Genomic DNA, 12,904 nt, shown 5'->3' with positions numbered 1-12,904 from the left:
AGGTTCGTAATATGGCTGAAGGTGAGATTAACAACAACGGTGAAGAGCCAGTTTTTGCTGTATTAACCCAGTATTTGAAAGATTTTTCATTTGAAAACCCAAGTGCTCCTCGTTCATTACATCCACGTGAAAAAGCACCAAAAATTGATATAGACATTAATGTTAACGCTAATCCAATTGGTGATGACAATTATGATGTCGTTTTGTCTCTTTCAGTCAAAGCAAATGATGATACTGAGGTATTATTTCATGTAGAGTTAATTTACGGTGGTGTTTTCCACCTTAAAAATATTCCTCAAGAACATATTATGCCGCTTGTTTTTATTGAATGTCCACGTCTTTTATTCCCATTTGCTCGGCAAATTGTGTCCGATGCCACACAAAATGGTGGTTTCCCACCTTTGTGGATTGATCCGATTGATTTCGCAGCCTTATTTCAAAAGCGTATAGCTGAAGAACAAAAAGACAATCAGACACAACAATCTTAAAAATTTATTTTTTATTATAAAAAGGCTCTGGAGTGTCAGATGCCTTTTTTCGCGTGATAAGCAGCAAGTGTTGCTATATTAACGACATCCGTATCATTTCCACTAAATGGTACAATTTGAACAGATTTTTCTAATCCAATCAAAATAGGACCAATAATTGTTGCTTCACCAAGCTCCTGCAACATTCTAATAGCAATGGAAGATGTATGGTATCCAGGCATTACCAAAATATTAGCAGGTTCTTTTAAGCCCATAAAAGGATACTGTTGCATTAATTTCAAATTTAGTGCCACATCAGCACTCATCTCTCCATCAAATTCAAAATCAACCTTACGCTTATGCAAAATATTAACGGCATCCTGAATATTCTGTGTAACCTGTCCTCTCTTATACCCAAAAGTAGAAAATGCTAAAAATGCTACCCGCGGCTGATACCCCAGCCCACCGACAAAAGAAGCCGTCTGTTCTGCTATATCAGCAAGTTCCTCAGCATTAGGATTCTCATAAACAGCTGTATCTGCAATGAATACAGTTCGTCCACGGCAAATGGCCATTGAAATACCAATTAATCGTTCTTTTGGTTTCTTATCAATGACCCTACAGATATCGATCAATGCTGTTTCATAATTGCGTGTTACCCCTGTCACCATCGCATCAGCATCCCCTAATGCCACCATACAAGCAGCAAAATAGTTGCGATCGTTATTGATACGACGATAACAATCACGCAACAACCAACCTTGGCGTTGCATTTTTTTATAGAGATAATTAGCATAATTGTCAGTACGACAAGAAAGCTTGGCATTCATAATGGAAAGGCCTTCGTGCTTAAGATCAATTCCAGCGCTAGCAGCAGTTTCCTTAATTCTCTCTTCAAAGCCAATTAAAATTGCTCCCCCTAATTTTTGATGAATATAAGAAACAGCTGCACGTATTACCTGCTCTTCTTCTCCTTCTGCAAAAACAATTTGTTTTGGTTCTTGATGAACATGATTATAAACACCGCGCATCATTGAAGAAATGGGATCACGTCTTGCGTTCAAATCACGCTCATAAGCCTCTAAGTCATCAATGCGCTTTCGCGCAACTCCACTTTCCATTGCCGCTTTTGCCACTGCAATTGAGACAACAGTAAACAAACGAGGATCAAAAGGGACAGGAATAATATAATTTGAACCAAATTTTAACCGCTTTCCGTGATAAGCTTCCGCAACGCTGTCTGGTACATCCTCGTGAGCTAAATTTGCAAGAGCTCTTGCTGCAGCAATTTTCATATCTTCATTGATAACCGTCGCCCGCACATCAAGTGCACCACGAAATATATAGGGAAAACAAAGAACATTATTAATTTGATTAGGATAATCAGAACGACCTGTCGCGATGATAGCATCATTCCGCACTTGCATAACCTCTTCTGGCGTAATTTCTGGATCAGGATTGGCCATAGCAAAAATAATTGGATTTGGTGCCATTGATTTTACCATTTCAGGAGTAATTGCGCCTTTAGCAGAAACCCCAAAAAACATATCAGCGCCTTCCATCGCCTCAGCGAGAGTGCGTTTCTCAGTTTGGATAGCATGAGCAGATTTCCACTGATTCATCCCCTCTTTACGACCTTCATAAACAACACCCTTAGTATCGCATAATATAATGTTTTCAGGTCGAAATCCCATTGCCTTAATAAGTTCAATACAAGCAATTCCTGCAGAACCAGCGCCATTACAAACTAACCGTGTATTTTCCATATCGCGCCCAGTTAAATGCAAAGCATTGAGTACACCAGCAGCTACAATGATTGCTGTGCCATGTTGATCATCATGAAAAACAGGAATATTCATTATTTCACGTAAGCGACTTTCAATTATAAAACACTCAGGTGCTTTAATATCTTCAAGATTAATGCCACCAAAAGAAGGTTCTAAATGACGTACCAGATTAATAAAATTTTCCGTATCATTTATATCAATTTCCAAATCAATTGCGTCAATATCCGCAAAGCATTTAAAAAGTACTGCTTTACCTTCCATAACTGGCTTAGATGCAAGTGCACCCAAATTACCTAAACCCAAAATAGCAGTCCCATTTGATATAACAGCTACAAGATTGCTTTTTGCTGTATAGTCATAAGCCAACTCTGAATTTTGAGAAATTGCTTTAACTGGAATAGCAACACCTGGCGAATAAGCAAGAGATAAATCATGCTGTGTTGCCATAGGCTTTGTCGCAACAATTTCAAGCTTTCCAGGCCGACCACGGCTATGAAAATCAAGTGCTTCTTGCTCGCTTGCAGTATAAACCGTTTGACACATTTTTTGATCATTCTCACTATTCTTCATCTCGCTTAACTTCTCCCAAAATAGTGTAAACTTTATTCAATAATGCCTTACCCGATTTTCAATTTGATTCATATGTCATAAATCGTTATGCTTACTTTCCACAGGTCTGATTATGCGTTTCAGTTCAGAGATAATAGAGATAAATATTGCAGTAAATAAAAACAGGTATCAAAACCTTTAGACAATGAAATGACCGCATAAAATGGATGATAAGACTGACCGCAAAGATAGTTTAACCCCACAGGCTGCATCTGGATCTGCTTCTTATAAAGAACGCCCCACACCTATGATGGAGCAATATATAGAAATTAAAGCAGTTAATAGCGATTCCCTTCTCTTTTACCGTATGGGAGATTTCTATGAACTCTTTTTTAATGATGCAATTGAAGCTGCTCAGGCCTTAGGAATCACACTCACGACACGTGGAAAACATCTTGGTGAAGACATTCCCATGTGTGGTGTTCCAGTTCATTCTGCGGATGATTATTTACAAAAATTGATCGCCTGTGGTTATCGCGTTGCAGTTTGTGAGCAAACAGAAGACCCAGCAGAAGCTAAAAAACGTGGATCAAAATCAGTCGTTCGACGCGATGTTGTTCGTCTTGTTACGCCTGGAACCATAACTGAAGAAAAGCTTCTTGACCCAACCCGTGCAAATTATCTGATGACACTTGCCCGCATTAAAACCAATAACGGAGAAGAATTTGCCCTTTCCTGGATTGACATCTCAACAGGTATATTTCGTGTAATAGAAAGCCGCCATGAAAGACTGTTGGCAGACATTATGCGCGTGGATCCACAAGAAATTATTGTAGCTGATTCCTTTTTTCATGATCAGGCTCACAAATCGCTTTTTAATGTCCTCACTAGAATTACTTCACCTCAACCTGCTAGTCTCTTTGATACAATTACTGCTGAACGTGATATTTGTGGTTACTTTAAGCTCTCAACCCTTGAAGGTATTGCAGATTATTCGCGACCAGAGCTCTCTGCAATCGTTGCTGCTATTCGTTATATAGAAAAAACACAAATTTCTCATCGCCCTCCTCTTATGCGTCCTGAACGGCAAAATGAAAGTTCTACCCTTTTTATTGATGCAGCAACTAGATTAAGTCTTGAGCTTGTTAAAACCACATCAGGTCAACGTGATGGAAGCTTGCTAAAAGCAATTGATCGTACTGTAACAGGAGGAGGGTCACGCCTTCTTCTTGATCGTTTAATTTCTCCTTTAACCACGCCTTCGACTATTGATCAGCGCTTAGATTCAATTTCCTTTTTTTTACACAACACATCTCTTGCAGAAGCAATACAGCTCATTCTAAAAGGGGCATCAGATATGCCCCGCGCCGTTTCTCGTTTGGCTCTTGGACGAGGAGGGCCAAGAGATATAGCTGCAATAAAGCGTGGTTTTGAAATTATTCATAAACTTAATCAACTTCTTAATAATGAATTACTCCCTCAAGAAATAAGTGATGTACAACATACTTTTTCACAGTTACCGACTGCTTTACACTTTCGTTTAACACAAGCATTAGCAGATGATCTTCCATTGCTTAAACGTGATGGTGGTTTTATTCGCCCTCATTATAATGAAGAACTAGATGAAATGCGTGCTCTGCGTGATGAATCGCGTCGTGTTATCGCTGAACTTCAAGCGGAATATTCCAAAGAAACAGATATTAAAACACTCAAAATAAAGCATAACAACATCTTAGGTTATTTCATCGAAGTAACCAATTCACAGGCATCTGCTCTCACCAATACTCCGCAAGCAAAAGTGCGTTTTATTCATCGGCAAACAATGGCAAATGCTATGCGCTTCACCACTACAGAACTTGCCGAACTTGAAAGCCGTATCGCACACGCAGCTAACCACGCTATGACTCTTGAACTAGAAATTTTTGACACTCTTGCTAGTGAAATTACCGAACAGGTAGATTTTATTCGCAAAGCTGCTGAAGCACTTGCTATTTTAGATGTCTCTGTTGCTTTAGCTTACTTAGCTGAAGAACAAGGATATTGTCGCCCTACAATCGATCAGTCGCTTACTTTTCATATCACCGCTGGCCGCCATCCTGTCGTAGAACAAGCACTACGAAAGCAAGCAGCTGAACCATTTATTGCCAATAACTGTGATCTCTCTGCAAAAAAAAATCAACAATATGCAGCAATTTGGCTGCTGACAGGTCCTAATATGGGAGGAAAATCAACCTTTTTGCGGCAAAATGCTCTTATTGCTATTATGGCGCAAATGGGTTCTTTTGTTCCAGCTACTTCAGCCCATATAGGTGTTGTTGATCGCTTATTTAGTCGCGTTGGTGCTTCTGATGACCTTGCACGAGGACGCTCAACATTTATGATGGAAATGGTCGAAACAGCAACGATTCTTAATCATGCTAGTAGCCATTCTCTTGTTATTCTTGATGAAATCGGGCGAGGAACATCAACCTTTGATGGACTTTCAATTGCGTGGGCAACAGTTGAATATCTCCATGAAGTTAACCGCTGCCGTGCTATTCTTGCTACGCATTTTCATGAAATGACAGCACTAACAGAAAAACTTGATCGCCTTCATAATGTAACAATGAAAGCTAATAATTGGGATGGTGATATAGTTTTTCTTCATGAAGTCATACCAGGAGCTGCTGACAGATCCTACGGAGTACAAGTTGCAAAGCTTGCTGGACTTCCCGCAGCAGTTATTACACGTGCCACAGATGTTCTCCACCAATTAGAAACAGGAGAAATGGCTGGGAAAAGACATAAATTAATCGATGATTTACCGCTATTTTCCCTCAAAGAAATATCTCCTATAAATAAAAAAACAACCGAGAACTGTGTACTTCATGAGGCTTTACAAAATATTCATCCTGATGAACTCTCTCCTAAAGATGCTTTAGAAGCGCTATATCGGCTCAAACAACTTGAGAAAAATGGCTCCTTATAAAAAACTAAGAAAGAGTTTTATCTTGATTATTTTTAGTTTGCACTGACCATTTTTCGTATTACTATTTCTCTTTGTTATATGTATTTTAAAGCGTAATGTATATGAAGAAACCGCTTATGCAGAGCACGTAGAGTAAGCTTATTATGTAAGATTTTTTATACCAAAAAGGACAAAACGCGTAGCAGCCTTAAAGTCATACAAAAACCGTAGCTCCAAACATTTTCTCTATACCGATAAAACAAACTTATTTAAATATTACCACACGGAACATGTAAAAATATTTGTAAAGAAACGAGCTTATTTTTTATAGATAAATTCTATCTTATAAAACATTACGAACCGCACCCTTTGCAGCAGAAGTCGTCATAGCTGCATACACCTTAAGAGCCTTTGAAATTTTACGCTTACGCTTCTCAACTGGTTGCCAAGCTGTTTTCCCCTTTTTTTCCATTTCAGCTCGACGCCGCATAAGTTCAACATTATCAACTAACATATGAATGGTACGGTTAGGGATATCAATTTCTATTATATCCCCTTCTTCTACCAAAGCGATTTCTCCTCTTTCAGCAGCCTCTGGTGAAACATGTCCAATAGAAAGCCCTGAAGTTCCCCCTGAAAAACGACCATCTGTTACAAATGCACACACCTTTTCTAATCCTTTGGACTTCAAATAACTTGTTGGGTAGAGCATTTCTTGCATTCCAGGACCACCGCGTGGACCTTCATAACGAATTAAAATGATATCACCCGATTTAATTTTATCAGTCAAAATCGCGGAAACAGCTGATTCTTGGCTTTCAAAAATTCTTGTTGGACCTTTAAATGTTAAAATTGACTGATCAACACCTGCTGTTTTTACAATACAGCCATCTTCTGCAAGATTTCCATATAGAACCGCTAATCCTCCATCTTGCGAATAAGCATGTTGAACATCACGAATCACACCTTTTTCGCGATCAAGATCAAGGGTATCATAGCGACGAAATTGGCTAAAAGCAGTCTGTGTCGGAATACCACCTGGTGCTGCACGATAAAATTCATGAATTCTTGGTTCATTAGTGTGTTTTATATCCCAACAGCTAAGAGCTTCTTTCATCGTTTTTGCATGAACCGTATAAGCAGAAGTATCAATAAGTCCAGCCGCATCTAATTCCCCTAAAAGTCCCATAATACCACCAGCGCGGTGAACATCTTCCATGTGCACATTAGCAACAGAAGGCGCAACCTTGCACAAAACAGGAACGCGACGCGAAAGACGATCAATATCATCCATGGTGAAATCTACCTCACCTTCCTGCGCTGCTGCTAAAAGATGCAATACAGTATTGGTTGACCCTCCCATAGAAATATCAACAGTCATTGCATTTTCAAAAGCCTTGCGAGACGCAATAGAACGTGGCAAAATTGTCTCATCACCTTCTTCATAATAACGCTTGGTTAATGCAACGATCCGTCGTCCAGCCTCCACAAAAAGCATCCGACGATCCGCATGTGTTGCCAACATTGATCCGTTTCCTGGAAGAGAAAGCCCTAATGCCTCAGTAAGACAGTTCATAGAATTAGCGGTAAACATTCCTGAACAAGAGCCACATGTAGGGCAAGCAGCATGTTCTATTTCAGCAACCTCTTCTTCTGAATTATGCTCTGAAGCCGCAGCAATCATTGCATCAACTAAATCAACAGTAAGCTCTTGATTTTTCCATTTAACTTTACCTGCTTCCATAGGACCGCCTGAAACAAAAATTGTTGGAATATTCAAGCGTAGAGCAGCCATTAACATTCCAGGCGTAATTTTATCACAATTGGAAATGCACACTAACGCATCAGCACAATGAGCATTGACCATATATTCGACAGAATCAGCAATAACTTCACGCGAAGGTAAAGAATACAACATTCCATCATGCCCCATAGCAATTCCATCATCTACAGCAATTGTATTAAATTCTTTCGCAATACCGCCAGAAACAGCTACCTCTTGAGCAACCAGTTGCCCAAGATCTTTTAAATGAACATGTCCTGGCACAAATTGTGTGAAAGAATTTGCGATTGCAATGATAGGTTTACCAAAGTCAGCGTCTTTCATCCCTGTTGCACGCCAAAGGGCACGAGCTCCTGCCATATTGCGTCCATGAGTTGATAGTCTTGAACGGTAAGAAGACATTATTTTCTCCCCTAAAATAATTCCATGTTTCCTGTTGTACTACAACTCAATCATAAACAATAAGAGCTACACCACGGTATTAGGAATAAAAACACTCAAATCACGATAATCCAATCCCTGTACAAGCCCTCATATAATACCATATCTTAAGGCTCCTAGGAAAAGTCTTGGATGCTTCTTATAATATATGCGATAAGCAACTCACTTTTTCTCTTTTATTACAAACCACAAAGATGCCGCTAATCTTCTTTTCAACTTTTATAAGAATCAAATCCTCGCGAACATCAAAAATCAGCAGAAGATATACCAAATAAACACGCTGTTATGAAATTATTATAATATTATGATACCCTGCTAAAAACATCTGTCCTTGTTGGTGGAGCTAAGCGGGATCGAACCGCTGACCTCTTGCATGCCATGCAAGCGCTCTCCCAGCTGAGCTATAGCCCCACAAAAAACAAACTTTTTCCTTCAAAAAGAAATAACCTAGAAATTTTTCTAAAGTGAGAAAAGCCGAATATCAAGAAGAATTTATTTTAATGAAAAGAACACATTCTCACTTTTCTAATCATCATCGCTAGAAACACCACCTCCGAGAATACCGCTAACGTCATTATCCTCGTCATCTTCATCATGAGATAAAAATGTATCATCGTCATCACCAAGATCCACGTCACTATCTCCTAAATCAGGAAGGTCATCATCTTTAGAATCATCCACATCTTCTTCAAGAAGCATAAAAGCAGACTTTTCAAGTGCTGTATCAAGCTCTTCAGCATCAACTTCTTCGTCGCTGCTTGCCTCAGCTGCTGCAACCTCAAAATAAGAACGAGGATAAGAAATTCCTGTATAAGGCGACACAATGGGGTCGCGGTTAAGATCATAAAACTTCTTTCCTGTTTCTGGATCAACACGTTTAGTTCCAAGTTCTTGTTTTGCCATGAACCGTGCCTCTTTATGTTAACTATAATTCCACTAAAATATGAATTTTATGGTGCTTAATCGAAAGACAATAGCTTTGTCAAAGATAAATACATCATTTCACATGGATTTCCTCATGACGTCTTTCAAAGCATATGCTAAAAGGGACTTACTTCAATAAAATTTTAGATGAAATTAAATAGAATTTCTATGAAAAAAGCAATACCTATAACTGCCTATCAATCCGCCAATCTTTCTGGAAAAATTAAAATACCTGGAGATAAATCCATGTCTCATCGATCTCTGATATTGGGAGGGGTGGCAAATGGTGAAACATATATTCATGGATTACTTGAAAGCGATGACGTTCTAAATACCGCTGCTGCTATGCAAGCTATGGGTGCTTCTATTCATAAAAACAATGATCTCTGGATCATACGTGGAACCGGTAATGGCTGCCTCTTAGAGGCGCAAGAGCCTTTAAATTTTGGTAATGCTGGAACAGGTGCACGACTGGTTATGGGTATGGTTGGCCCTTATCATATGAAAACAACCTTTATTGGTGATTCCTCTCTCTCTAAACGGCCAATGGGGCGTATTCTTGACCCACTGCGTTTAATGGGTGTTGAAATTGATGCCAAACATGGCAACCATCTCCCTTTAACACTTTATGGCCCTAAAATGGCTAACCCTATTTGCTACCGTATTCCAATGGCTTCTGCCCAAGTTAAATCAGCCGTCCTTCTTGCTGGACTCAATATTGCCGGCACCACAACTGTTATTGAACCGATTCTTACTCGAGACCATACGGAAAAAATGCTAAAAACATTTGGTGCTGAACTCGAAATAGAAGTGGATGCAAAAGGTACACGTTTTATTTATCTCAACGGCCAGCCACATCTCACTGGACAAACTATTGATATTCCTGGTGATCCTTCTTCTGCAGCTTTTCCACTTATTGCAGCTCTGCTTGTAGAAGGTTCTGATATAACCATCGAAAATGTACTCATAAACGACTCTCGCATAGGTTTTATAGAAATATTGTGGGAAATGGGAGCTGATATTGAACTTGTGAATCAACGCAAAACAGGTGGAGAAGATGTTGCCGATCTTCGGGTAAAATCATCAGAGTTAAAAGGCGTAACTGTACCCAAAGAACGAGCTCCGTCTATGATTGATGAATATCCCGCTTTAGCCGTAGCAGCAGCCTTTGCTGAGGGTAAGACAGTTATGTTAGGAATCGAAGAGTTGCGTGTTAAAGAATCAGACCGACTCTCTGCTATTGCCCAAGGACTCACAGTTAACCACGTAGATTGTAAAGAAGGTAAAGACTTTCTCATCGTTCATGGGAAAAGCTCTGCTAAAGGATTGGGTGGAGGACATGTCATAACACATCTCGATCATCGCATTGCTATGTGTTTTCTTGTCTTTGGTCTAGCATCAGAAAAACCAGTCACTATTGATGATAAAAGAATGATTGCTACCAGCTTTCCAAAATTTATTCCTTTCATGCAACAGCTCGGGGGAAACATCAATTGAAACCTTTTATTATTGCAATTGACGGACCAGCAGCCTCAGGAAAAGGAACATTAGCGCGTAAAATTGCTGCTCATTATCGTCTTCACTATTTAGATACTGGACTTACTTATCGCGGTGTTGCCTATGCCCTTTTGCAACAAAAATTGGCGCTCGATGATGAAGAAAGTGCTATTCTTTATGCTAAAGAACTTGATTTTAATACTCTAAATCCAGCAATTCTTTCTTCTCATGAGCTTGGTGAAGCAGCTTCACAAATAGCACTTATACCAGCTGCACGTGAAATTCTTGTTGCTAAACAACGTAACTTTGCACAAATTTTACCCGGTAGTGTACTTGATGGTCGAGATATCGGTACTATCGTTTGCCCTGATGCAAACATTAAGCTTTATGTTTTAGCTAATGTTGAAGAACGTGCAAAACGCCGTCATCAGGAAATTTTAAAAAAAGGATTCCAAGCCGACTATAATGAAATTCTTACCGATCTTAAACAACGTGATAACCGCGATATAACCCGCAAACAAAGCCCCCTAAAACCAGCACAAAACGCCCACTTGCTTGATACATCAGAATTGAGTATAGAAGCAACATTCATAGCTGCATGTACTTTTATTGATCCAATTATAAAAGCCCATGGAGTTAGGTAGAGTCATAAAGTAATTTCTAGCCTAGCGCTAATTTTTCTTCCTGGATTAAGAAATAAGGCAGTAAATTACTTAGTATTAACACTAACCTAGCGCTTATACCTTTTGCAATAAAGGTAGTGTATCAGGAGTTCTTATGTCACAATATAATCCCACAACAGCGGAATTTGAAACCCTTTTAATGGAATCTTTCCAAACCAATGATCTCAATGAAGGATCCGTTGTTAAAGGTCGTGTCATTGCGATCGAAAAAGACATGGCTATTATTGATGCTGGTCTTAAAGTCGAAGGGCGTATCCCACTCAAGGAGTTTAGCACTAAAGGAAAAGATGGTTCCTTGCAAGTTGGTGATGAAGTTGAAGTTTACATTGAACGCATTGAAAATGCGATGGGTGAGGCTGTTTTATCCCGTGAAAAAGCACGAAGAGAAGAAAGCTGGATTCGTTTGGAAGAAAAATTCAATGCTGGTGCGCGCGTCGATGGGATAATCTTTAGCCAAGTAAAAGGAGGGTTTACAGTCGACCTCGATGGTGCTGTTGCCTTTTTACCTCGTAGCCAAGTTGATATTCGTCCCATTCGCGATGTTTCACCATTAATGCACAATTCTCAATCCTTTGAAATTTTGAAAATGGATCGTCGTCGTGGAAATATTGTTGTATCACGTCGTAGTGTCTTAGAAGAAAGCCGTGCTGAACAGCGTTCAGAAATCGTTCAAAATCTCGAAGAAAGCCAAATCGTTGAAGGTGTAGTTAAAAATATCACTGATTATGGTGCCTTTGTTGATCTTGGTGGAATTGATGGTCTCTTACACGTCACAGATATGGCGTGGCGGCGCGTGAATCACCCATCTGAAATCTTGACAATTGGTCAAACTATTAAAGTTCAAATTATTCGTATCAATCAAGATACGCACCGCATCTCTCTTGGGATGAAACAGCTTGAAAGTGACCCTTGGGAAAGCATCAGCGCTAGATATCCTATTGGTAAAAAAATTACTGGTGCTGTTACCAATATTACTGATTACGGTGGTTTTGTTGAAATCGAACCAGGAATTGAAGGATTGATCCACGTTTCAGAAATGAGTTGGACAAAGAAAAATATCCACCCTGGAAAACTTCTATCTACATCACAAGAAGTAGAAGTAGTTGTTCTGGAAATTGATCCTTCTAAACGCCGTATTTCTCTTAGTTTAAAGCAAACATTTGAAAACCCATGGGTGGCTTTTGCCAATAAGTTCCCTGTAAACTCACAAATTGAAGGAGAAGTCAAAAACAAAACAGAGTTTGGCCTCTTCATTGGGTTAGAAGGTGATGTTGATGGTATGGTTCATCTTTCTGATCTTGACTGGAACCGTCCTGGTGAACAAGTCATTGATACTTATACTAAAGGTGATGTCGTTAAAGCTGTGGTTCTTGATGTTGACATTGAAAAAGAGCGTATTTCTCTTGGAATCAAGCAATTGTCTAATGATAAAGTTGGGGAAGCTGCTGCTGCTGGCGAACTCCGAAAAGGCGCTGTCGTAACATGTGAAGTTACTGGAATCAATGACAATGACATTAATGTAAAATTGATTGACCACAATCTTGAAACAGTGATTCGCCGCACTGACTTAGCGCGTGACCGTGATGAGCAACGTCCTGAACGTTTCTCTATTGGCCAAAAAGTTGATGCTCGCATTACTGCATTCGATAAAAAGACACGTAAACTTTCAGTGTCCATCAAAGCTTTAGAAATTGCAGAAGAAAAAGAAGCTGTTGCCCAATATGGTTCTACAGATTCAGGCGCTTCTCTTGGCGATATTCTTGGGGCAGCATTGAAGAAACAAGAACAAGATTAATAATGAAACAGATTAAACTTAGGTCACTAAT

General features: G+C 39.4%; 8 protein-coding genes and 1 tRNA gene. 5 read left to right on the top strand and 4 right to left on the bottom strand.

What is annotated here, in order from left to right:
* The first annotated feature begins 11 nt into the window (after positions 1–11).
* Complete coding sequence (gene secB / locus WCP78_RS01610; RefSeq protein WP_336278765.1) at positions 12–488, top strand: protein-export chaperone SecB; 477 nt, start codon at positions 12–14, stop codon at positions 486–488.
* A 35-nt stretch (positions 489–523) separates the two neighbouring features.
* Here the strand turns inward: secB and WCP78_RS01605 are convergent, their stop codons facing one another.
* A complete protein-coding gene (locus tag WCP78_RS01605) occupies positions 524–2,824 on the bottom strand; it encodes an NADP-dependent malic enzyme (RefSeq protein WP_336278764.1) in 2,301 nt (766 codons plus the stop codon).
* 202 nt (positions 2,825–3,026) lie between these two features.
* Between WCP78_RS01605 and mutS the strand changes: the two genes are divergently transcribed.
* Positions 3,027–5,771 (top strand): DNA mismatch repair protein MutS, encoded by a 2,745-nt coding sequence (gene mutS, locus WCP78_RS01600; protein WP_336278763.1) that lies wholly within the window; start codon positions 3,027–3,029, stop codon positions 5,769–5,771.
* Positions 5,772–6,093: 322 nt separating this feature from the next.
* On the opposite strand, the gene ilvD is transcribed toward mutS, so the two are convergent.
* The 3 genes from ilvD to WCP78_RS01585 all read right to left on the bottom strand — a co-directional run bounded on the left by ilvD (position 6,094) and on the right by WCP78_RS01585 (position 8,877).
* Positions 6,094–7,935 carry a dihydroxy-acid dehydratase gene (gene ilvD / locus WCP78_RS01595; RefSeq protein WP_336278762.1) on the bottom strand — a complete coding sequence of 614 codons (1,842 nt, stop codon included), beginning with the start codon at positions 7,933–7,935 and terminating at the stop codon, positions 6,094–6,096.
* Positions 7,936–8,309: 374 nt separating this feature from the next.
* Positions 8,310–8,385: transfer RNA gene (locus WCP78_RS01590), tRNA-Ala, on the bottom strand.
* A 114-nt stretch (positions 8,386–8,499) separates the two neighbouring features.
* Positions 8,500–8,877: a TIGR02300 family protein gene (locus tag WCP78_RS01585; protein ID WP_336278761.1), complete on the bottom strand. Its 378-nt coding sequence runs from the start codon at positions 8,875–8,877 to the stop codon at positions 8,500–8,502.
* Positions 8,878–9,066: 189 nt separating this feature from the next.
* Here WCP78_RS01585 and aroA point away from each other — a divergent pair, with 189 nt between their 5' ends.
* The 3 genes from aroA to rpsA all read left to right on the top strand — a co-directional run bounded on the left by aroA (position 9,067) and on the right by rpsA (position 12,873).
* Positions 9,067–10,395 carry a 3-phosphoshikimate 1-carboxyvinyltransferase gene (gene aroA, locus WCP78_RS01580; RefSeq protein WP_336278760.1) on the top strand — a complete coding sequence of 443 codons (1,329 nt, stop codon included), beginning with the start codon at positions 9,067–9,069 and terminating at the stop codon, positions 10,393–10,395.
* Complete coding sequence (gene cmk / locus WCP78_RS01575; protein WP_336278759.1) at positions 10,392–11,039, top strand: (d)CMP kinase; 648 nt, start codon at positions 10,392–10,394, stop codon at positions 11,037–11,039. Before aroA ends, cmk begins: the two co-directional genes overlap by 4 nt.
* Before the next feature lie 133 nt (positions 11,040–11,172).
* Positions 11,173–12,873: a 30S ribosomal protein S1 gene (gene rpsA / locus WCP78_RS01570; RefSeq protein WP_336278758.1), complete on the top strand. Its 1,701-nt coding sequence runs from the start codon at positions 11,173–11,175 to the stop codon at positions 12,871–12,873.
* Positions 12,874–12,904 lie beyond the last annotated feature (31 nt).

The sequence above is a fragment of the Bartonella occidentalis genome (assembly GCF_037070875.1).
Lineage (GTDB): Bacteria > Pseudomonadota > Alphaproteobacteria > Rhizobiales > Rhizobiaceae > Bartonella.
This window is presented reverse-complemented; position numbering and strand designations above follow the sequence as displayed.